The organism is Cellulosimicrobium sp. MI9406, from assembly GCF_040595865.1.
Lineage (GTDB): Bacteria > Actinomycetota > Actinomycetes > Actinomycetales > Cellulomonadaceae > Cellulosimicrobium > Cellulosimicrobium funkei.
Map to the genome: position 1 here is coordinate 84,849 of NZ_JALIZI010000010.1, position 21,149 is coordinate 105,997.

Annotated in this window: 24 protein-coding genes; 17 read left to right on the forward strand and 7 right to left on the reverse strand. The window is 74.8% G+C overall.

The genetic code is table 11. From position 1 onward, the window contains the following. Window positions 1-17: 17 nt before the first annotated feature. Both MT994_RS17640 and MT994_RS17645 read right to left on the reverse strand, forming a co-directional pair. Entirely contained in the window at window positions 18-572 is a 555-nt protein-coding gene (locus MT994_RS17640) for an SRPBCC family protein (protein ID WP_354807299.1), read from the reverse strand. Beyond that, entirely contained in the window at window positions 569-934 is a 366-nt protein-coding gene (locus MT994_RS17645) for a metalloregulator ArsR/SmtB family transcription factor (RefSeq protein ID WP_168945295.1), read from the reverse strand. The genes MT994_RS17640 and MT994_RS17645 overlap by 4 nt, the downstream gene beginning before the upstream one ends. A gap of 114 nt (window positions 935-1,048) precedes the next feature. Between MT994_RS17645 and MT994_RS17650 the strand changes: the two genes are divergently transcribed. From MT994_RS17650 to MT994_RS17685, 8 genes are all read left to right on the forward strand, one after another. Then, complete coding sequence (locus MT994_RS17650) at window positions 1,049-1,864, forward strand: TSUP family transporter (protein ID WP_354807300.1); 816 nt, start codon at window positions 1,049-1,051, stop codon at window positions 1,862-1,864. 94 nt (window positions 1,865-1,958) lie between these two features. Then, the gene (locus MT994_RS17655; protein ID WP_354807302.1) at window positions 1,959-2,489 is read left to right on the forward strand and encodes a histidine kinase; all 531 of its coding nucleotides are present in this window, start codon (window positions 1,959-1,961) and stop codon (window positions 2,487-2,489) included. 73 nt (window positions 2,490-2,562) lie between these two features. Further along, window positions 2,563-3,405 (forward strand): DUF4097 family beta strand repeat-containing protein, encoded by an 843-nt coding sequence (locus MT994_RS17660; protein ID WP_076404493.1) that lies wholly within the window; start codon window positions 2,563-2,565, stop codon window positions 3,403-3,405. Between the two features lie 31 nt (window positions 3,406-3,436). After that, a complete protein-coding gene (locus MT994_RS17665) occupies window positions 3,437-4,273 on the forward strand; it encodes an ATP-binding cassette domain-containing protein (RefSeq protein ID WP_085387298.1) in 837 nt (278 codons plus the stop codon). Further along, window positions 4,270-5,034, forward strand: coding sequence for an ABC transporter permease (locus MT994_RS17670; protein ID WP_354807303.1), 765 nt, complete (start codon window positions 4,270-4,272; stop codon window positions 5,032-5,034). The genes MT994_RS17665 and MT994_RS17670 overlap by 4 nt, the downstream gene beginning before the upstream one ends. A gap of 167 nt (window positions 5,035-5,201) precedes the next feature. Continuing rightward, complete coding sequence (locus MT994_RS17675; RefSeq protein ID WP_354807304.1) at window positions 5,202-5,996, forward strand: formate/nitrite transporter family protein; 795 nt, start codon at window positions 5,202-5,204, stop codon at window positions 5,994-5,996. Window positions 5,997-6,134: 138 nt separating this feature from the next. Further along, window positions 6,135-7,472, forward strand: coding sequence for an aspartate kinase (locus MT994_RS17680; RefSeq protein WP_031316267.1), 1,338 nt, complete (start codon window positions 6,135-6,137; stop codon window positions 7,470-7,472). A 23-nt stretch (window positions 7,473-7,495) separates the two neighbouring features. Beyond that, the gene (locus MT994_RS17685) at window positions 7,496-8,614 is read left to right on the forward strand and encodes an aspartate-semialdehyde dehydrogenase (protein ID WP_163188664.1); all 1,119 of its coding nucleotides are present in this window, start codon (window positions 7,496-7,498) and stop codon (window positions 8,612-8,614) included. Between the two features lie 99 nt (window positions 8,615-8,713). Here MT994_RS17685 and MT994_RS17690 read toward each other — a convergent pair whose 3' ends face one another. Further along, window positions 8,714-9,121, reverse strand: coding sequence for a VOC family protein (locus MT994_RS17690; RefSeq protein ID WP_168945292.1), 408 nt, complete (start codon window positions 9,119-9,121; stop codon window positions 8,714-8,716). Between the two features lie 125 nt (window positions 9,122-9,246). Then, window positions 9,247-9,939, reverse strand: coding sequence for a hypothetical protein (locus MT994_RS17695; RefSeq protein ID WP_354807306.1), 693 nt, complete (start codon window positions 9,937-9,939; stop codon window positions 9,247-9,249). Window positions 9,940-10,129: 190 nt separating this feature from the next. On the opposite strand from MT994_RS17695, the gene MT994_RS17700 reads away from it, so the two are divergent. The 6 genes from MT994_RS17700 to MT994_RS17725 all read left to right on the forward strand — a co-directional run bounded on the left by MT994_RS17700 (window position 10,130) and on the right by MT994_RS17725 (window position 15,155). Further along, entirely contained in the window at window positions 10,130-10,549 is a 420-nt protein-coding gene (locus tag MT994_RS17700) for a GntR family transcriptional regulator (RefSeq protein WP_031316974.1), read from the forward strand. Window positions 10,550-10,554: 5 nt separating this feature from the next. Then, complete coding sequence (locus tag MT994_RS17705) at window positions 10,555-11,538, forward strand: ABC transporter ATP-binding protein (protein WP_354807307.1); 984 nt, start codon at window positions 10,555-10,557, stop codon at window positions 11,536-11,538. Further along, window positions 11,535-12,326, forward strand: coding sequence for a hypothetical protein (locus MT994_RS17710; protein ID WP_168945289.1), 792 nt, complete (start codon window positions 11,535-11,537; stop codon window positions 12,324-12,326). Before MT994_RS17705 ends, MT994_RS17710 begins: the two co-directional genes overlap by 4 nt. Window positions 12,327-12,413: 87 nt before the next feature. Then, the gene (locus MT994_RS17715; RefSeq protein WP_354807309.1) at window positions 12,414-13,496 is read left to right on the forward strand and encodes an ABC transporter ATP-binding protein; all 1,083 of its coding nucleotides are present in this window, start codon (window positions 12,414-12,416) and stop codon (window positions 13,494-13,496) included. Beyond that, complete coding sequence (locus tag MT994_RS17720; protein ID WP_061268016.1) at window positions 13,493-14,302, forward strand: ABC transporter permease; 810 nt, start codon at window positions 13,493-13,495, stop codon at window positions 14,300-14,302. Before MT994_RS17715 ends, MT994_RS17720 begins: the two co-directional genes overlap by 4 nt. Window positions 14,303-14,420: 118 nt before the next feature. Next, entirely contained in the window at window positions 14,421-15,155 is a 735-nt protein-coding gene (locus MT994_RS17725) for a glutamine amidotransferase (RefSeq protein WP_354807310.1), read from the forward strand. Window positions 15,156-15,242: 87 nt separating this feature from the next. On the opposite strand, the gene MT994_RS17730 is transcribed toward MT994_RS17725, so the two are convergent. Both MT994_RS17730 and MT994_RS17735 read right to left on the reverse strand, forming a co-directional pair. Further along, window positions 15,243-16,172 carry a sulfite exporter TauE/SafE family protein gene (locus MT994_RS17730; protein WP_034652036.1) on the reverse strand — a complete coding sequence of 310 codons (930 nt, stop codon included), beginning with the start codon at window positions 16,170-16,172 and terminating at the stop codon, window positions 15,243-15,245. 120 nt (window positions 16,173-16,292) lie between these two features. After that, a complete protein-coding gene (locus MT994_RS17735) occupies window positions 16,293-16,751 on the reverse strand; it encodes an Rrf2 family transcriptional regulator (protein WP_354807311.1) in 459 nt (152 codons plus the stop codon). A gap of 79 nt (window positions 16,752-16,830) precedes the next feature. Here MT994_RS17735 and MT994_RS17740 point away from each other — a divergent pair, with 79 nt between their 5' ends. Together MT994_RS17740 and MT994_RS17745 are read left to right on the forward strand one after the other, a co-directional pair. Next, a complete protein-coding gene (locus tag MT994_RS17740) occupies window positions 16,831-17,643 on the forward strand; it encodes an alpha/beta hydrolase (RefSeq protein WP_354807313.1) in 813 nt (270 codons plus the stop codon). Beyond that, complete coding sequence (locus MT994_RS17745; protein ID WP_076404509.1) at window positions 17,643-19,211, forward strand: PP2C family protein-serine/threonine phosphatase; 1,569 nt, start codon at window positions 17,643-17,645, stop codon at window positions 19,209-19,211. The genes MT994_RS17740 and MT994_RS17745 overlap by 1 nt, the downstream gene beginning before the upstream one ends. Here MT994_RS17745 and MT994_RS17750 read toward each other — a convergent pair. Next, window positions 19,185-19,682 carry an NUDIX domain-containing protein gene (locus MT994_RS17750; protein WP_076404510.1) on the reverse strand — a complete coding sequence of 166 codons (498 nt, stop codon included), beginning with the start codon at window positions 19,680-19,682 and terminating at the stop codon, window positions 19,185-19,187. The genes MT994_RS17745 and MT994_RS17750 overlap by 27 nt on opposite strands. Window positions 19,683-20,065: 383 nt before the next feature. Between MT994_RS17750 and MT994_RS17755 the strand changes: the two genes are divergently transcribed. Continuing rightward, a complete protein-coding gene (locus tag MT994_RS17755; protein WP_074804177.1) occupies window positions 20,066-21,148 on the forward strand; it encodes a 3-deoxy-7-phosphoheptulonate synthase in 1,083 nt (360 codons plus the stop codon). The last annotated feature ends 1 nt before the right edge of the window (window position 21,149 follow it).

Consider the following 21,149-nt stretch of genomic DNA (forward strand, 5'->3'; position numbering starts at 1 on the left):
CCGCGGGCGTCCCGCGGTCAGACGGCGCCGGCCGCCCGGCCGTAGTGGTCCGCCAGCCCGGCGAGGTACGGCTCCCACGGCACGGTGGCGGCGTCGCGCCCCTCGCGCACGGCGACGAGCCGGTCGAAGTAGTACTCCCACCCGGGCCCGATGTTTCGGGCGTCGTCGTCGGGGCCGAGGAGCTGGCGGAAGGTCAGCGTCGTGACGCCGCCCTGCTCGGTGAGCTCGAAGGACAGGTGCCACGTCTGGTCGCCCGAGGACGTCACCCCGGCGAAGCGGTGCGGCGGCTCGCACCGGGTGATGCGGTACTCCTCGGGATCAGGGTCGTCGCTCTCGGCCGTCATGAAGAACTCGACGCGGCCGGTCGCGGGGTCGCCCTCCCAGTAGCCGATCCACCGCGCGAGCCGGTCGGGCTCCGTGAGGCTCGCCCACACGTCGTCGGCCGCCGCGTGGAACGTCCGCGTGACGACGAGCTCGTCGCCCGCGGGGCCGCGCTCCACCGTCCCGCCGGGTGTCGGCAGGCTGGGTGCCGGCGGGACGGGCGCTGCCGAAGGGGTCGTCGGGTCGCTCATGCGCTCTCCTCGTGCCGGGTCGTGCCGCGCTCGGCACGACGTTCTCGGGTCGTGCGGCGGACCTCGAGGTCGAGGCCGTCGAGCGCCCGCGCCGGGACGGGCGGGGCGGGTCTGGTGAGCGCCGCGACGAACGCGGCGAGGGGGTCGAGCGCGGCGGGCCGCAGCGAGTAGACGCGACGACGTCCCGCGACGACGGCCTCCACGAGCCCCGCCTCGCGCAGCACGCGCAGGTGGCGGCTCACGGCCGGGCGGGAGACGTCGTCGCGCACGCGCGCGAGGTCGCCCGCGCTGAGCGACCTGGCCTGCAGCGCGCGGAGCAGGTCGCGGCGCACATCGTCGGCGACCGCCTCGAACACGTCCATGCGTCAAGCGTAACCGTGCGGTTACGCGTGGGGAAGGGGTGCGGCGTCCTCGACGCCCGGGACCGGCCGTGGACCCGGCCCGGGCGCGGCCCGTGGGCGTGGTACCACTGGGGGGTGCTTCCCGCCTTCTCCCTCCCGGTCTCCGGCGGGCTCGAGATCGACGGCGTGACCGTCCTCCTGCTCGTCCTCGCCGCGCTCACGGCGGGGTGGATCGACGCCGTCGTGGGCGGGGGCGGGCTCGTCCAGCTCCCGGCGCTGCTCCTGGTCCCCGGCATCAGCCCCGTGCAGGCGCTCGCGACGAACAAGCTCGCGAGCATCATGGGGACGTCGGTGAGCGCCGCGACGTACTACCGGCGCGTCGGGCCGGACCTGCGCACCGCGGGGCCCATGGCGCTCGCGGCGCTCGTGGGTGCCGTCGGGGGAGCGGCGCTCGCGTCGCGCATCCCGGCCGACCTGTTCAAGCCGATCATCCTCGTGGTGCTCGTCGGCGTCGCGGCCTACACGATCGCGAAGCCGAAGCTCGGGCACACGACGAACCTGCGCTGGGAGGGCAACGGCCACCGCTGGGCCGCGGCCGGGATCGGTCTCGTCATCGGCACCTACGACGGCCTGCTCGGCCCGGGCACGGGGACGTTCTTCGTCATCGCGCTCGTGAGCATCCTCGGGTACGCGTTCCTGCCGGCGTCGGCGCTCGCGAAGATCGCGAACTTCGCCACGAACGCCGGCGCGCTGATCTTCTTCGTGCCGTACGGCGCGGTGCTGTGGGGGCTGGGCCTCGTCATGGGCGCGGCCAACCTGCTCGGGGCGTACGTGGGCGCCCGGATGGCGGTCGCCAAGGGCAGCGCGTTCGTGCGCGTGGTGTTCGTGGTCGTCGTCGGCGCGCTCATCGTCAAGCTCGGGTACGACGTCGTCCACGACCTCACGACCTGAGGTCCCGGCGTCTCGAGGCGGGTGCCATCCGTGGTGTCATCGTGTTGTCAACCAGGGGTTGCGGTGACACCACCCGTGGTGCCATGATGGCGTCATGGACCTCACCCCGTACGTCGACGACCTCCAGGACCGCCTCGCCGCTGCTGCGGACGCCGCCGGTGACGACGGCCGTCGGCTCGCCGAGCGCCTGACCGCTCCGCTGGACGCGGCCGTGCGCCTCGTCCTCCTCGACGCGCTCTCCGCCGCGGCGGGAGAGATCTCCGCGGAGCTCGCCCCCGGGTCGGTGGACGTGCGGCTGCGCGGTGGTGCCCCTGAGTTCGTGGTCGCCGTCCCCGCCGTCGCGCCCGCCCCGACCGAGGCGCTCGTCCCGGCGAGCACCTCGGCCGCGCCGGCCGGCCCCGCGCCGGCCGACGTCGAGGCGGGGGCCACGACCCGCACGACCCTGCGCCTGCCCGACCACCTCAAGACGCAGGCCGAGACCGCCGCCGCGCGCGACGGCGTCTCCGTCAACACGTGGCTCGTGCGCGCGGTCGCCGCAGCGCTCGAGCAGTCCACCGGACGCCCTGCCGCGCAGGCCCGCCCGCAGCAGCGCGGCTCCGCCCGCGTCACCGGCTGGGTGCGCTGACCGCCTCGGTCCCCGCCCCCGCCTCCTCCGACCGCACCTGACACCACCACGACACCACTCCTGGAGCTTCGTCATGCCCACTTTCCCCGCCCCTCAGCCCCTGCCCGTCGTCGTCGACGTGCCGTTCGCCCAGCTGCACGTGGTCGCCGGGGACCGCGACGACGTCGTCGTCACGGTCCTGCCGACCGACCCCGCGAAGTCCGGCAGCGTCCGCGCCGCCGAGGCGGTCCGCGTCGACGGCGACGGCAGCGCCCTGACGATCTCCTACCCCGGGTCGTGGAAGCAGTACGTGCTGCCGTTCGCGTCCGGCACCGCCGACATCACCGTCGAGCTGCCCGCGGGCTCCGACGTGCGCGGCAAGGCGGGCTCGCTCTACGCCGAGGGCAGCCTCGGCACCGTCGAGATGGCGCTGTCCGCCGGGGACGCCCGCGTCGAGGACGTCGACCGGCTCGACGTCAAGGCCTCGGCGGGCTCCGTGGCGGCGCGCCGCGTGCGGGGCTCGCTGGACGCCCGCGTCAGCGCCGGGTCGGTCCGCGTCGAGGAGGTCCGTGGCGAGGGCACCATCAAGGCGACCAACGGCACGACGACGGTCGGTGCCGTCACCGGCTCGCTCGCCGTGCACGGCGCGCACGGCGACATCGCGGTGGCGCGCGTGAGCGGCACGCTCACGGCCAAGTCCGCGCACGCCGGCATCCGGGTCGAGCGCCTGGAGTCGGGGAGCGTCACCCTCGCGACGTCGTACGGCTCGATCGAGGTGGGCGTGCCCGAGGGCACCGCCGCGTTCCTCGACGCGAGCTCCGAGCACGGCAGCGTGCGCAACCACCTCACGCCCACGGAGGGCCCCGTCGAGGACGAGGCCACCGCGGAGATCCACGCCAGCACCGGGTTCGGCGACGTCGTCGTCCGCCGGCCCTGAACCCACCAACCTCAGGATCGGAGATCCGCAGATGTCTGCTGACCAGACCCTCGCCCCGGCCGTCCGGGTGCGAGGCATCGAGAAGTCGTACGGCGACCTGCGCGTGCTGCGCGGTGTCGACCTCGAGGTGGCGCGCGGGAGCATCGTCGCGCTGCTCGGGTCCAACGGTGCGGGCAAGACGACGCTCGTGCGGATCCTGTCCACCCTGCTCGCGCCGGATGCGGGGACCGCGGCCGTCGACGGGCACGACGTCGTCGCCCAGCCCGGGCAGGTGCGCGAGTCCATCTCGCTGACGGGGCAGTTCGCCGCGGTCGACGAGGTGCTCACCGGGCGGGAGAACCTCGTGCTCGTCGCGCGACTGCGGCACCTGGCCGACCCGGGCCGCGTCGCGGACGACCTCCTCGCCCGGTTCGCCCTGACCGACGCCGGGGCCCGCCGCGCCGGGACCTACTCGGGCGGGATGCGGCGTCGGCTGGACATCGCCATGAGCCTGGTCGGCGACCCGTCCGTCATCTTCCTCGACGAGCCGACGACGGGCCTCGACCCGCAGGCCCGCAACGAGGTCTGGGCCACGGTGCGCGAGCTGGCCCGGGGCGGCACCACGGTGCTGCTCACCACCCAGTACCTCGACGAGGCCGAGCAGCTCGCCGACCGGATCGCGATCCTGCACCGGGGGACGATCATCCAGAACGGCACCCTGGCCGAGCTCAAGGCCCTGCTGCCCCCGGCGACCGTCGAGTACGTCGAGAAGCAGCCCTCCCTCGAGGACGTGTTCCTCGCGCTCGTCGGCGACGCCGGCGACAGCGCCCCCACCGCGGACCGGACGAGCGTCGACGGCGCCCGCCCGGCAGGAGAGGAAGCCCGATGACCACCCACGCCCTGGCCGACACCCGAGCCCTCACGGGCCGCTCGCTGCGCCACGTCCTGCGCAGCCCCGACACGATCATCACGACCGCCGTGACCCCGATCGCGCTCATGCTCCTGTTCGTCTACGTGCTCGGCGGCGCGATCGACACCGGCAGCGGCGGGTCGTACGTCGACTACCTGCTGCCCGGCATCCTGCTCATCACCGTCGCGTCGGGCGTCGCGTACACGTCCTACCGGCTGTTCCTGGACCTCCAGGGCGGCATCGTCGAGCGCTTCCGGTCGATGCCCGTCGCCCGCTCCAGCGTCCTGTGGGCGCACGTGCTCACGTCGCTCGTGGCGAACCTCGTCTCCGTGACGCTCGTCGTCGGGGTCGCGCTCCTCCTGGGGTTCCGCACGAGCGCGTCGGTGGGATCGTGGCTGGCCGTGCTCGGCATCCTCGTCCTGTTCGTCCTCGCGCTGACCTGGCTCGCGGTCGTCGCCGGGCTGTCGGCCAAGACGGTCGACGGCGCGTCCGCCTTCAGCTACCCGCTGATCTTCCTGCCGTTCATCAGCTCGGCGTTCGTCCCGACGGACAGCATGCCGGGGCCGGTCGCGTGGTTCGCCGAGAACCAGCCCGTCACCGCGATCGTCGACACCCTGCGGTCCCTCTTCGCCGGCCAGCCCGTCGGGAGCGACATCTGGGTCGCGCTCGCGTGGCTCGTGGGCATCCTCGTCCTCGCCTACGCGTGGGCGACGGCGATCTACCGGCGCCGCGTCGGCTGACGACCGCCGGGGACCGACGCCCGAGGGGCCGCGAGCGGGAGACCGCGCGCGGCCCCTCGGGCGTTCCCGCACCGTGCGGCCCGGAGCCGGCGGGCGGACCTTCGGCCCCGCGGCGTCGCGACGACCGGCCCTGTCCGGGAGGCGGCCCGGCTGCGAGGATCGAGGGCGTGCAGACCCTCGCCCAGGCGGTGACCACCCAGTCGGAGGCGGCCCGGGAGAAGGTGCTCCTCGCCAGACGCCCCGGACGCTACCTCGTCGCGGCGATGCTCGCGGGCGCGTACATCGGCGTCGGCGTCGTGCTCATGGTCGCGACGGCGGGCCCGTTCCTCGCCGCCGGGGCGCCGGCCGAGCGGCTCGTCGCCGGCGGCGTGTTCGCCGCGGCGCTCACCCTCGTCGTCTTCGCCGGGGCCGAGCTCGCCACGTCCGCGATGATGGTCCTCACCCAGGGGGTCGCGACGCGCGCCGTCCGGGTGCGCGACGCCGTCGTCACGCTGGGCCTGTGCCTCGTCGGCAACCTGGCCGGGTCGATGCTCTTCGCCTGGGCCGTCACGCAGGCGGGGGTGCTGCGCTCCAACGCGGCGGCGGGCGAGATGGTCGCCTCGATGCTGCGGGCCAAGGCGCACGAGACCGGGGGAGAGCTGTTCTTCCGCGGCGTGCTCTGCAACGTCCTCGTGTGCGCCGCGATCTGGGCCTGCGGGCGCCTGCGCTCGGAGGCGGGCAAGGCGGTCATCCTGTTCTGGGGGATCCTCGCGTTCATCGCGTCCGGGTTCGAGCACGTCGTCGCCAACATGACGACGTTCTCCCTCGGGCTCTTCGGCGGCCTCGGCCCGACGACGTGGGCCGACTTCGGTCGCAACCTCACCTGGGTGGGCCTCGGCAACCTCGTCGGCGGGGCCGTCGTCGTCGGGCTGGCGTACGTCGTCGTGGCCGGTCCGCGGCTGCGCGTGCTGCCCGAGGTGTGACCCCGGCGTCGATCGCCACGGTCCGCAGGGCGGGACGGGCTTGGCCGGGGCGCGGGACGCGTGCCTATCATCGACCGACCCACAAGCACCCGGCGGGCCGTTGAGAGAGACGGAGGCCGGCGACAGATGGAGCAGCACGTGGCACTTGTCGTGCAGAAGTACGGCGGTTCGTCCGTCTCGGACGCCGAGAGCATCAAGCGGGTGGCCAAGCGCATCGCCGAGGCGAAGCGGGCCGGGAACGACGTCGTCGTCGTGGTCTCGGCGATGGGCGACACGACCGACGAGCTCATCGACCTCGCCCAGCAGGTCAGCCCCCTCCCTCCGCAGCGCGAGATGGACATCCTCCTCACCGCGGGCGAGCGCATCTCGATGTCGCTGCTCGCGATGGCGATCACGAGCCTCGGCGTGAAGGCGAAGTCGTTCACCGGGCAGCAGGCCGGTCTCATCACCGACGCGGTGCACGGCAAGGCGCGCATCGTCGACGTCGTCCCGACGCGCGTGCGCGAGACCCTCGACCGCGGCCAGGTCGCGATCGTCGCGGGGTTCCAGGGCGTGACGCAGTCGACGAACGACGTGACGACGCTCGGGCGCGGCGGGTCGGACACGACCGCCGTCGCGCTCGCGGCAGGTCTCGACGCCGACGTGTGCGAGATCTACACCGACGTGGACGGCGTGTTCACGGCCGACCCGCGCATCGTGCCGTCCGCGCGCAAGATCGACCGCATCACGTACGAGGAGATGCTCGAGATGGCGGCGAGCGGCGCGAAGGTCCTCGCGCTGCGCTGCGTCGAGTACGGCCGCCGGTACGGCGTCCCCATCCACGTGCGCTCGTCCTTCAGCGGCAAGGACGGCACGTTCGTCAGCGCGGACGCGTACACCGCGCGCCCCGGCGCGAGCGCCGGCTCCCCGGCCGGCACCGCCGGCAGCACCGCAGACCTTCCCGAGGAGACCGTCATGGAAGACCCGATCATCTCCGGCGTCGCGCACGACCGCAGCGAGGCCAAGATCACCGTCGTCGGCGTGCCCGACGTCCCGGGCACGGCCGCGCGGATCTTCGAGGTCGTCGCGGGCTCGGGCGTGAACATCGACATGATCGTGCAGAACGTGTCGGCGGCCCGCACGGGCCTCACCGACATCTCGTTCTCCCTCCCCGAGGGCGACGGACCCGCCGCGATGTCCGCCCTCTCGGCGCTGCAGGCCGAGATCGGGTTCGACTCGCTCCAGTTCGACGACCAGATCGGCAAGCTCTCGCTCGTCGGCGCGGGCATGAAGTCGCACCCCGGCGTGTCCGCGAAGCTCTTCGGCGCGCTGCGCGACGCGGGCATCAACATCGAGATGATCTCCACCTCGGAGATCCGCATCTCCGTCGTCACGCGCGAGGACTCGCTCGACGACGCGGTGCGCGCCGTGCACACCGCCTTCGAGCTCGACGCCGCCGACGGCGAGGCCGTCGTCTACGCCGGCACCGGCCGCTGACCCGACGCAGGAGAGGACCCACCATGAGCACCCAGAGCACCCCCGGTCTGCACCTCGCCGTCGTCGGCGCGACCGGCCAGGTCGGCGCGGTCATGCGCCGCCTCCTCGAGGAGCGCGACCTGCCCGTCGCGAGCGTCCGCTACTTCGCGTCGGCGCGCTCCGCCGGGTCGACGCTCCCGTGGCGCGGGACCGACGTCGTCGTGGAGGACGTCGCCGCGACCCCGACCGAGGACCTGCGCGGGATCGACGTCGCGCTCTTCTCCGCGGGCGGCGCGACGTCGAAGGCGCAGGCCGAGCGGTTCGCCGCCGCGGGCGCCGTCGTCATCGACAACTCCTCCGCGTGGCGCATGGACCCCGACGTCCCGCTCGTCGTCTCGGAGGTGAACCCGGGCGCGCTGCGCGAGGCGCGCAAGGGCATCATCGCCAACCCCAACTGCACGACGATGGCCGCGATGCCCGTCCTCAAGCCGCTCTCGGACGAGGCCGGGCTGGAGCGCCTCGTCGTCGCGACGTACCAGGCCGTCTCCGGGGCCGGGCTCGCCGGTGCGGAGGAGCTGCGCGCCCAGGCCGTCGCCGGCGCGGCGGCCGAGGGCACGGGCGCCGGGCTCGTCGGGCTCGTGCACGACGGCGGCGCGGTCGCCTTCCCCGAGCCCACCGTCTTCCCGCGCAACGTCGCGTTCAACGTCGTCCCGCTCGCCGGGTCGATCGTCGACGACGGGCAGGAGGAGACGGACGAGGAGAAGAAGCTCCGCAACGAGTCCCGCAAGATCCTCGGGCTGCCCGAGCTCGCGGTCGCGGGCACGTGCGTGCGCGTCCCCGTGTTCACCGGGCACTCGCTCGCGATCCACGCCGAGTTCGGCGCCGCGATCACGCCCGACCGGGCGCGCGAGATCCTCGCCGCCGCCCCCGGCGTCGCGCTCGCGGACGTGCCGAACCCGCTCGAGGCGGCGGGCAAGGACCCGTCGTTCGTCGGTCGCGTCCGCACCGACCAGTCCGTCCCCGGCGGACGCGGCCTCGTGCTGTTCGTCTCGAACGACAACCTCCGCAAGGGCGCCGCGCTCAACGCGGTGCAGCTCGCCGAGCTCGTCGCGCAGGACCTCGACGGCGTCCGCGCCGCGTTCGCCCCCGCCCTCGCGAGGTAGAGCCCCGGTCCCGCGAGGTAGAGCCCTGGTCCGCCGAGGTAGAGCCCTGGTCGTGACCAGGGCTCTACCTCGCGAGCCGGGGGTGTCAGCGGGCCGCGTTCAGCCCTCGACGAGCCGGGCCATGTCGTCCCCGTCCGCGAGGCCCACGATGTTGCCGGCCGGGTCGGTGAACCAGGCGCCGTCGCCGCCCTCCATGAAGCCGCGCGCGATCCCCTTCTCGTCCTGGTCGAACCCCTCGTAGCGCTCGAACGTCACGCCCTTCGCGGCGAGCTCGTCGACGACCTGGTCCACGTCGTCGACGGTGAGGTGCATGACCGTGAAGGCGGCCGGCCGATGGTCCTCCTTCGGGTAGACGAACACGTCCGAGCCGCCGCCGAGGTGGAGCACCAGACCGTTCCCGCCGTCGAGTGCCGTGACGGGGAGCCCGAGGGTGTCCCCGTAGAACGCGCGCGCCGCGTCGAGGTCGTCCGCCGAGAAGCTGGAGAACCCGCGCCTGATGGTGACCATCGTTGCCTCACTCCTTCGGGACCGCCGGCGGCCGGAGGGCGGGGCCCGCCGCAGACGCCGGATCCTCCCAGCGTCCCACCGCCGGCCCGCCGTGGGTACCGCCCGGGGCGGGTGAAGGGAGCGGGTCAGGGCGAGCGTGCGGGCGCGGGGCGGGTCCCGAGCGTCGGTGCGAGCACCCACAGGGCCGTGGCGGCGAGCACGTGCCAGACGGCGTGCCCCTGGAGCGTGACGCCGAGCGCGCCGTCGGCGTCGCACAGCGGCCAGCCCGGGCGGGTCAGGGTCCCCACCGTGCCGCCGACGGCGAGCAGCACGAGCGCGGCGACCGTGCGGCGTCGGACGGCGGGCCGTCGCCACGCGCGCGCGGCGCTCGCAGCCACGGCGACGCACGCCGCGACCACCTGGGCGGCGGTGGACGCCGGCACCGAGACCGCCGCGAGCACGACCCCGAGCAGGGTCGGCGCGAGCCACCACCACGTCCGCAGGCGGCGCCCGGTGAGGTCCGCGACGGCGTCGGCGGCGACGAGCGCGAGCGTCCCGAGCAGCGGCGGGTCGTGCACGACGGGGTTCCACGACGGCGACGGCCCGTGCTGCACCACGGAGCCCACCCCGATGAGGGCGACCAGCACCCCGAAGGCCACGCGCAGGCGCGACGCCGCACCCACGGCGTCGGCCACGCCCGGGGCTGGGTGCGTCCTGGTTCCGGACCGCCGCGCCGCCACCACGACGGCCGCGCCGGCCAGGACGAACGCGAGGCTCGTCCACGTGCTCAGCGGCTCGGCCCAGGGCGTCCCGCCCGCGAGCTCGCACGCTCCGCCCACCCCGCCTCCTCCGCCTCGCAGCCCGCCGGACCGGCGCGACCGGCACCGGTTCTGGCATCGACGCCCCCATCGTTCCGCCCGGCGTCGGTCGCCGCGCGTCCGGACGAGGGGTTGCGCCGGGCAGCCCATCTGTGGTTCATTACTCAAGTAATGAACCACAGAACGCGCGAGGCGGGAGAGGATGGGACCCATGTTCGACGGACCTGAACCCATCTACCTCCAGATCGCGCAGATGATCCGTGCGCAGGTGCTCGCGGGGGAGCTCGCGGAGGAGGAGCAGGTCATGTCCACGACGCAGTTCGCGACGACGTTCCGGATCAACCCGGCGACGGCGGCCAAGGCGTTCGCCGGCCTCGTCGACGAGGGCGTCCTCTACAAGCGGCGCGGGCTCGGCATGTTCGTCGCACCGGGCGCGCGCGAGCGGCTGCTCGCCGAGCACCGCGCGCGGTTCTTCGACGAGGTCCTCGACCCCGCGCTGGCGCAGGCGGACCTCCTCGACATCCCGGCCGCCGAGATCGTCGAGCACGTCCTCGGCCGCCCGCGGCCCGCCGGTCCCGGGACCGGCGACGCACCCCGTACCGGCCCCGACACCGACCCCACCCCGAGGTGAGACCCGTGACCGCCCGGCCCACCAGCCATCCCACCGACCACCCCGCCGCGACCGCGCCCTTCGGCGCCGAGGTGCGCGACGTCGTCGTGCGGTACTCCCGCGGCGACGACCCCGCGCTCGACGGCGCGACCCTGACGATCCGCCCCGGCGTCATCACCGGCCTCCTGGGCCGCAACGGCGCCGGCAAGACGACGCTCGCGGCCCTGCTCGCCGCGTTCCGGCGCCCGACGTCGGGCACGGTCCGCGTCGGTCCGGACGGCGCGCTCGAGGACCCGTTCGAGAACGTCTGGGCGACCATGCACACCCAGCTCGTGCGCGAGAGCGGCGACGTGGGGGAGTCCGACAAGGCGCGCGACACGCTCGAGTACTACGCGGACGTGCGACCGCACTGGGACGCCGACCTCGCCGGGCGCCTCCTCGACACCTTCGAGGTGGACGTCCGCAAGAAGCCCAACGAGCTCTCGCGCGGCAAGCGCTCGGCGCTCGGCGCGGTCGTCGGGCTCGCCGCCCGCGCGCCCCTGACGATCTTCGACGAGGTCTACCTCGGCATGGACGCCCCGAGCCGCTACGCGTTCTACGACGCGCTCGTCGCGGACTACGCCGAGCACCCGCGCACGATCCTGCTCTCGAGCCACCTGATCGCCGAGGTCGAACGGCTCTTCGAGGACGTCGTGATCATCGACCGCGGGCGGGTCCTGCTCGCCGAGAACGCCGACGACGTCCGCGCGCGCGGCGTCAGCCTCACCGGGCCGGCGGACGTCGTCGAGCGCCACACCGCGGGCCGGGAGGTGCTCGCCCGGCAGCGGCTGGGGAGCACGGCCCAGGTCACGCTCTTCGGCACGTTCGCCCCCGACGAGCGGGCCGCGGCCGCCGCGGCCGGGCTCGAGGTCGGGTCGGTGCCCGTCCAGGACCTGTTCGTCCACCTCACGCGCACCGACCGCACCGAGGACGGCGCGCTCGTCCGCACCCGCACGCAGGAGGCACGATGACCGCCACGACCCCGCGCTCCGCGGAGCGCCGCGCGCTCGAGAAGGCCGCCCACCGGCGCGGCGTCCGCGCCGTCGCCTGGTACTTCATCGGCGGCACCTGGTACGTCGGCGTGTGGTTCTGGCTCATCGCGCTCGCCATCGGGGCCCTCGTCCTGTGGATCATGCTGCGCAACGACGACGTGAGCATCGAGGGCGTGGGCGGCGTCGCGGGCTCCGCGAAGTTCTTCCTCTTCGTCATGGGCATCCTCCTGCCGCTCATGACCATCGCGCTGCACGTCGCCGCCGGCGGCACGCGGCGGTCGTACACGCACGGCCTGTGGATCGGCGCCGCCGTCTCCGGGCTCACGTTCGGGATCGCGACCGCGCTCGTGCGGTGGGCGGAGTGGGCGCTGTTCCGCCAGGCCGGCTGGCCGACGGAGCAGGACCTCACGCAGCTCTACACGGACGGGTCCGAGGTCGGGCTCATGATCCTCGTCGAAGGCACGTTCTGCGTCGTCTACTACCTCGCGGGCATGGTCGTCGCCGCGGGCTTCTACGGCTTCGGGTTCCTGCGCGGCGTGCTGCTCGTCGTCGCGTCGCTCGCGACCGTCCTGGTGAGCGAGGTGTTCCTGCGCTCCGGGTTCTTCGGCCACGCGCTCTCGCGCGTCGTCGGTCTCGACGGCACCCCCGTCTGGCTCGCCGTGCTCGGCGGGCTCGTCGGGGTCGTGCTCGCCGCACTGCTCCTGCGCGTCGTCCTGCGGGGCGTCGCGATCCGTCCGGTCGAGTTCGCGGGCACCGCGAGCGCCTGACCGGCAGCACCCTCCCACCGCATCCCCACCCGTCCGGGCGGCGCACGGCGCCGTCCGTGGGTGCCGCACACCCTCCTGGAGGTCACCATGAGCACCGCAGCACCGCCCCCGGGCGGCACGACGGCGACGTCGCCCGCCCCGCCCGCCGACCGCACGGCCGGGACCGCCCCGGTCGTCGAGATCCGGAACCTGCGCAAGACCTACCCGGGACCGCAGGGTTCCGGCACGCGCACCGTCGCGGTCGAGGACGTGAGCCTCACCGTCCGGCCGGGCGAGATCTTCGGCATCCTCGGGCCCAACGGGGCCGGCAAGACGACGACCGTCGAGTGCCTCGCCGGGCTGCGCCAGGCCGACGGCGGCACGGTGCGCGTGCTCGGCGTCGACCCGCAGGCCGACCCCGCCGCGGTGCGCGACGTCGTCGGCGTCCAGCTCCAGGAGGCCGCGCTCAACGAGAAGATCACGGTCGAGGAGGCGATGCGGCTCTTCGCGTCGTTCTACGCGTCGCCCGGCGACGTGGAGGAGCTCCTCGACCTGCTCGACCTCGCCGCGCACCGGCGCGTCGCGTTCGCCAAGCTCTCGGGCGGGCAGAAGCAGCGGCTGTCGATCGCGCTCGCGCTCGTGGGGAACCCGCGCGTCGCGGTCCTCGACGAGCTGACCACCGGCCTCGACCCGGCGGCCCGCCGCGCGACGTGGGAGCTCGTCGAGCGTGTGCGCGACCGCGGCGTGACGATCCTGCTCGTCACGCACTTCATGGACGAGGCGGAGCGCCTGTGCGACCGGCTCGTCATCATCGACCGCGGCCGGGTCGTCGCGCAGGGCACGCCCGCGGAGCTCGTCGACTCCGTCGACACGTCGCGCACCGTGCGCCTGCGCGTGCCGCCCGCGGACCACGACCTCGCGCTGCACACGATCGCGGGGCTCGCGGACGTCGAGCGCGTCGAGGCGTCGCCGACCGGCGGGCGCGAGATCGAGGTCACGGGCTCCCGGCGGGTGCTGCCCGCCGTCGTGCTCGCGCTCGCCGAGCACGAGGTCGTGCCCGACGACGTCCGGACCGTCTCCCGCACGCTCGAGGACGTCTTCGTGGCCGTGACCGGCCGCACGTACGACCCGGACGCGACCGACGCCTCGGACGCGACCGACGCTCGATCGACCCGAGGGGAGTCCCGATGACCGCCACGACCCTGACCCCGTCCACCGTGCCCGTCCGCCGCAGCAGCGGCTGGCGCGGGTTCGGCGTCCTGCTCGCCACGGAGGCGCGGCTCTGGCTGCGCGACCCGGGGACGGTGTTCTTCGCGCTCGTGTTCCCGACCGTCCTGCTCGTCGGGGTCGGTTTCGCCATCCCCGGGATGCGCGTGCCGATCGAGGACGCGCCCCCGCCGTGGGGCGGGCTCACACCCGTCGCTCTCTACGCGCCCGTGGTGCTCGCCGCGGCGATCGCGACCCCGGCCCTGACGACCATGCCGGTCTACTTCGCCACGTTCCGCGAGAAGGGCCTGCTGCGGCGGCTGTCGACGACGCCCATGCGCCCGCAGGGGATCGTCGTCGCGCACCTCGTGATCAACCTCGTGGCCGTCGTGGTCGCGTCGGCCGTCGCGCTCGTCGTCGGGCAGCTCGTGTTCGGCCTGCCGGCGCCGCAGAACGCGGCGACGGTCGTGCTGGCGTTCGTCCTCGGCGTCGCGTCGATGTACGCGCTCGGCACCCTCGTCGCGGCGCGCGCGCCCAAGGCGAGCACGGCGTCCGCGATCGGGACGCTCATCTACTTCCCGCTCCTGTTCCTCTCCGGGCTGTGGACGCCGGGGCCGATGATGCCGGAGGCCGTCGCGCAGGTCGGCAGGTTCACGCCGCTCGGCGCCGCGTCGCAGGCGATGACGGCGGGGTGGTTCGAGGAGGGCTTCCCCACGGTGCAGGTGGTCGTCATGGTCGTGTGGACGGCCGTGCTCCTGCCGCTCGGCATCCGGCTGTTCCGCTGGAGCTGAGGCGGGGACCGACCGCGGGGCCGGGCCGTCGGCTCGCCCCGCGCCACCGCTCGGCCTCGTCCGGGCCGCGGCCCGGCCCCGCGGGCGTGGCCGCCCGAGCGCCCCTAGCCTGACCGGCATGAAGCCCTTCCTGCTGCTGGCGTCCCGGGCGGAGGACCCGGCCGCGGACGGCGAGCACGCGGCGGTGCTGCGTCACTCCGGCCTCGCGCCGCACGAGCTGCACCGCGTGCGGATGGAGGCGGGCCCGCTGCCGGCGATCGACCTCGACGCGTACTCGGGGGTGATCGTCGGCGGCAGCCCGTTCGACTCGTCGCGGCCCGAGGCGGAGAAGTCGGCGACGCAGCGCCGGGTCGAGCGCGAGCTCGCACCGCTCCTGGACGAGATCGTCGAGCGCGACGTCCCGTTCCTCGGGGCGTGCTACGGCGTCGGGACCCTCGGCCTGCACGAGGGCGCGGTGCTGGACGACACGTACGCCGAGCCCATCTCGCCAGTGACGATCCGGCTCACCCCGGAGGGCCGGGCCGACCCGCTGCTCGCGGGCCTGCCCGACGCGTTCGAGGCGTACGTGGGCCACAAGGAGGCGGTGCGGGAGCTGCCGCCGCACGCGGTGCTGCTCGCGACGTCGGACGCGTGCCCGGTGCAGATGTTCCGCGTCAAGGAGAACCTCTACGCGACGCAGTTCCACCCGGAGCTCGACCTGGAGGGCATCCTCACGCGCATCGGCGTCTACCGGGACTACGGCTACTTCCCGCCCGAGGCCGCGGGCGACGTCGAGGCGGCCGTCCGGCGCGGCGACGTCCGGGAGCCCCACCGCATCCTCGCAACCTTCGTCCGCCGCTACGCAACCGACTGAGACCGAGCCGGTCCCGGAGGTCGAGCAGGTCGTCGTGGTCCGTCCTGCCGCCAGGACGGACCACGACCACCTGCTCGGCGGAGCGGGTCAGCGGGTGGCGGGGGCCGGGTGGGGGGTGTCGGCGGGTGTCGGGTCGGCCGCTGCCTCCGCCGCTACGGCGCGGCGGTGCGCCCGCACCGACCAGACGACGGCGGCCGCCCAGACGACCGCGACGAGCGCCAGCACGACGCCCTGGACCGCGCCGCTCGCGTCGACCCAGTCGGAGCGCAGCAGCGTGCGGACGTTGGTGAGCACGATGACGCCGCCCACGGCCGAGCCGAGGATCCGCGGCGGGAGCATCCGCACGAGCCAGGCCGCGATCGGCGCGGCGACGAGCCCGCCGAGGAGGAGCGCCACGACCCACGTCAGGTCGATCCCCTGCGAGCCGAGCGACCAGAGGAACCCGAGCGACGCGGCGACCGCGACGAGGAACTCGCTCGTGTCGACGGACCCGATGACCTTGCGCGGCTCGATCCGGCCCGAGGCGAGCAGGGCGGGCGTGCCCACGGGGCCCCAGCCGCCGCCGCCCGTGGCGTCGACGAAGCCCGCCACGAGACCGAGCGGCGCGAGGAACCGCTTGCGCAGCGGCAGCCCCAGGCGACCCGTCGGCAGCCCGGCGAACGTGAAGCGCGAGAGCACGTACACCCCGAGCGCGAGGAGCAGCAGCGACATGACAGGGGCGGCGACCTCGGTCGACAGGTTCGCGAGGAACGTCGCGCCCGCGAACGCCCCGAGCGCGCCCGGCACGCCGATGCGCAGCACGACCTTCCAGTCGACGTTCCCGAACCGCCAGTGCGCCGCGCCGGACGCGAGCGTCGTCCCGATCTCCGCGAGGTGGATCGTCGCGGACGCCGCCGCGGGGTTGGTCCCGATCGCGAGGAGGAGCGTCGTGGACGTCACGCCGTACGCCATGCCGAGGCTGCCGTCGACGAGCTGGGCGCCGAGGCCCACGAGGGCCAGCAGGACGAGGGTCCGCACCGGGGCCTCCTTGCTCGGGCCGCCGGGAGGGTCCCGACGTGTCCTGACAAGGTTGACCGGGCGGGTCCACTATGTGAAGCGCCGCCCGCATCGTGGGCCAGTGTTAACGGGAGCGTCCCGTCAGGGGTTCTCCCACGCGTCGGCGCGGGCCGCGAGCGCGTGCAAGTCGTCGGGCAGGTCGCGGCGCACGACGTCGTCGATCGTCACGCGGTCCAGCACGTCGCGGACGCTCGCGCGCAGGGCGATCCACACCTCGAGCAGGCCCGCGGCGGAGCCGTCGTACTCGAGGCTCGGGGGGCGCTCGTCGCGGACCGTGACGAGCGGGCCGTCGACCGCGCGGAAGACGTCGGCGAGCGTCACCTCGGACGCCGGGCGCGCGAGGCGGTGGCCGCCGGAGCGCCCGCGGACGCTCGCGACGATCCCGGCCCGGCGCAGGTCGCCGAGGATCCGTTCGAGGAAGCTCACCGGGAGGCCCTGACCCGTCGCGAGGTCCTCCGCCCGTACCGGGTCGCCGTGCGGCGACGCCGCGAGCTCGGCGCACGCCCGCACCGCATAGTCCGCCTTCGCCGAGACACGCATGAGGACATTGTGCCGTGCGCGGGTCTCACCCCGGGGCGCCGCTGCCCCTCGCGACCCCTTCCCCCCTACGCTGTGACGCGTGGACGTGCACGAGCGCAACAACGTGCGGGTCATGGGGGCGCAGGACGGCCCGACGATGGTCTTCGCGCACGGTTTCGGCTGCGACCAGTCGATGTGGCGCTTCGTCGCGCCCGCGTTCGCGACGGACCACCGGGTCGTGCTGTTCGACCACTCGGGGTGCGGGGCGTCGCACCCCACCGCGCACGACGCCGTCCGGCACGCCGACCTCGCGGGCTACGCCGCGGACGTGGTGGAGATCGTGGAGGCCGTCGGGCCGGGGGACGGGCGCGGGCCCGTGGTGCTCGTGGGCCACTCGGTGAGCGCCGTGATCGCGCTGCTCGCGGCGGCCGACCGCCCGGACCTGTTCGACCGGCTGATCCTCGTGGGCCCGAGCCCGCGGTACGTCGACGACGACGGCTACCGCGGCGGGTTCACCGCCGAGGAGATCGACGAGCTCCTGGAGACGATGGACGCGAACTACCTCGGCTGGACGCAGGTCATGGCACCCGTGATCGCCGGGAACCCGGACCGCCCGGCGCTCGGCGACGAGCTCGCCGCGGTGTTCCGGCGCAACGACCCGGCGGTCGCCCGGCAGTTCGCGCGCGCGACGTTCCTCGGCGACAACCGGGCGGACCTGGCGCGCGTGCGCACCCGGAGCCTCGTGGTGCAGAGCCGGGAGGACGTCATCGCGCCGCCCGAGGTCGGGCGCTACGTGCACGAGCACCTGCCGGGCAGCGACCTCGTCGTCATCGACTCGGTGGGGCACTGCCCGAACCTCTCGCACCCGGACCTCCTCGTGCGCGCGATGCGCGACTGGCTGGGCGCCGCCTGATGGCGATGTCCCGGGCCGAGCGCTGGGCGCTCGCCCCCGTCGCGCTGCTCCTCCTCGACACCGAGGCGCGCGTCCTCGACGCCAACGACGAGTTCCTGCGGACGATCGAGGTCCCGGACGTCGAGGCGGTCGCGGGCCGCCGGCTGGCGGACCTGCTCACGGTGGGCGGGCGCATCTTCTGGGAGACGCACGTCGGCCCGCGCCTGCACATCGAGGGCCGCGTGGACGAGGTCGCGGTCGAGCTCCGCACGCCCGGGGGCCGCGAGCCCGTGCTGCTCACGGCGATCGAGCGCGAGGCGCGCGGCGAGCGGCTGATCGAGGTCGCGATGCTCGGCGCGCGCGAGCGGTCGCGCTTCGAGCACGAGCTCGTCGAGGCGCGCCGCGCGGCGGAGGAGGCGGAGCGCCGGGTGCGGCTGCTGCACGGCGTCGCCGCCGACCTCGCGAGCGTCGCCGGTCTCGACGGCGTCGCGTGGGTCCTGCTCCGCGCGGCCGTCACGATGCTGGGCGCGGGCGACGCCGCGCTGTGGACGGCGCAGGAGCGCGGCCCGCTGCGGCGGTGGGGCGGCGCCGTCGGCGTCCTGGCGCCGACGATCGACGAGCTCACGGAGGCGACGGTGCGGGACGACGGGACGGTCGTCGTGCCGCTGCGCACGGCGGGCGCGCTGCTCGGCGTGCTCGCGCTCGAACCACGTCGCGCCGCAGGCTCCGACCCGGTCGACCTGGGCACCGCCGCCGCCGCGGGCCAGCTCGCGGCGCTCGCGCTCTCGCGCGCGCGGGTCCACGAGCAGAGCGTCTCGGTCGCGAGCGAGCTCCAGGGCGCGATGCTCTCGGACGGGATCGTCACCGACCCGCAGGTCGAGGTCTCGGCGTGCTACCGCCCGGGCGTCCACGACCTCCAGGTCGGCGGCGACTGGTACGACACCTTCCGGGTCGCGCCCGACGTCGTCGCGCTCAGCGTGGGGGACGTCGTCGGCCGCGGGCTCAAGGCGGCGACGTCGATGGGGCAGCTGCGCACCGCCGTCCGGGCCGCGTCCGACACGGGGCTGCCGCCGGAGGAGGTGGTCGAGCGCGTCGACCGCTTCGTCGACCGGACGGGCACGGGCTTCATGGCGAGCCTCGTGTACGGGGAGCTCGACCTGCGGGCCGGGGTGCTGCGCTACACGTGCGCGGGCCACCTGCCGCCCCTGCTCGTGCGGGCCGGCGGCTCCGCGGCGTACCTGTGGGAGGCCCGGTCGACGCCGCTGGGCGTGCGGGGCACGACGCCGCGCGTCGCGAAGGCCGTGCGGCTCGCCCCGGGCGACCTGCTGCTGCTCTTCACGGACGGCGTGGTCGAGCGCCGCGACCGGCCGCTCGCGCTCGCGCTCGACGAGCTCGCGGACGTCGTCACGCGCGCCCTCGACGTCGGCCTGCGCGACGACCGGCTGCTGGAGGCCGTCGTCTCGCGCGCTCCGGAGGACGACGACGCGTGCCTGCTCGCGGTGCGCTGGCTGGGCCCCGCCACGGACGGGAGGGCGCCGGTGCCCGACGCGCCGGCCGCCGCGTCAGCGGACGAAGAACGGGCCGGCTGAGGGGTCGGCGAGCCGCGCGAGGGCGTGGCCGAGGCGCTCGGTCGACGAGCGCGCGACGTCGTCGGGCAGGGCGTCCGGGGCGAACCACGCGACGGCGAGGGACTCGTCGTCCGCGACGTGCGCCGCCGCGGCGGCCGCCGGCGACGCCGGGCGGCACAGGAACGCCAGGTCGAGGTACTGCGACCGGTCGCCGTTGGGGTACTCCATCGGCTCCGTGACCGTCACCGCGACGAGCGCGTCCACCACGACCTCGACGCCCGTCTCCTCGAGCACCTCGCGCGCGAGCCCGACCGCCGGGTCCTCGCCCGGCTCGAGGATCCCGCTGATCACGGCCCACTGGCCGGAGTCGGCGCGCTGCCCGAGCAGCACCCGGCCGGCGTCGTCCACGACGACGCCCGACACCCCCGGCATCCACAGCAGGTCGGTCCCGACGTGGGACCGGAGGGCGGCGACGAACTCGGGGATCGGCATGCCCCGAGCGTAGGCGCTGCCCGACCGGCCCGTGAGACGGGCCGTCCGCCCCTCGGAGGCGCTGTGCTACCGTCGGCTCGTGACTTCTCAGTGGTATTGGCGCTTTACGCAGGCTCCCGGTGGGGCCGTGCGGGCGTCAGCCTGACCACAGATCACCACCCGGAGCCAGCACAGGGCCTTGGACGCGACCGCGTCCGGGCCCTTCGTCGTGAGACGGGCCGCTCCGGGACCACGGGCGGCAGCAGGCCGGTGGAGCGCCGCTGGGCATCCCGACTCACGGCGTTCCCAGACCCCGCCGCACAGACCAGGAGCCCCCCGTGACCAGCACCACCACCTCGCCCGAGACCGCGACGACCGACGGCGCGACGAGTACCGTCGACCCCGTGGACAGCCCCGAGCTCCAGGCGCGCACGAGCGACCTGCGGGTCCGCGCGCTCGACGCCCTCCCCGCGCCGCGCGCCATGCTCGCCGACCTGCCCCTCGGTGCGACGCGCAGCGACCTCGTGACGACGTCGCGCCGCGAGGTCCGTGACGTCCTCGCGGGCGACGACGACCGCCTCCTCGTCATCGTCGGCCCGTGCTCGGTGCACGACCCCGAGGCCGCGCTCGAGTACGCGGGGCGCCTGGCCGCCGTCGCGCACGAGCTCGCGGACGACCTCATGGTCGTCATGCGCGTCTACTTCGAGAAGCCGCGCACGACCGTGGGCTGGAAGGGCCTCATCAACGACCCGCACCTCGACGGCTCGCACGACGTGCACCACGGCCTGCGCCTCGCGCGCGAGGTGCTGCTCGGCGTGCTGGACGCCGGCGTCCCGGCCGCGTGCGAGTTCCTCGAGCCGACGAGCCCGCAGTACATCGCCGACGCGGTGTCCTGGGGCGCGATCGGCGCGCGCAACGCCGAGTCGCAGGTGCACCGCCAGCTCGCCTCGGGCCTGTCCATGCCCGTCGGGTTCAAGAACGCGACCGACGGCGACGTGCAGATCGCGGTCGACGGCTGCATCACCGCGGCGAGCGAGCACACGTTCTTCGGCATGGACTCGCTCGGCCGGGCCGCCGCCGTGGAGACCGCGGGCAACCCCGACTGCCACGTCATCCTGCGCGGCGGGCGCTCGGGCCCCAACTACGGGGCCGACGACGTCGCGGCGGCGCTCGCGGTCGCGCGCACCTCGGGTCGCGGCGGGGTCACGGAGCACGGGCTCGTGGTCGACGCGTCGCACGGCAACTCCGGCAAGAGCCACGTGCGCCAGGCGGAGGTCGTGCGCGAGGTCTCCGCACGGCTGGCCGAGGGCGAGCAGGGCATCACGGGCCTCATGATGGAGAGCTTCCTCGTGGCGGGCGCGCAGAAGCCCGCGCCGAGCGGCCTCGTCTACGGGCAGTCCGTCACGGACGCGTGCATCGACTGGGACACGACGGCCGACCTCCTGCGCGAGCTCGCGGGCGCGGTCCGCGCCCGACGCGCGCTCTGAG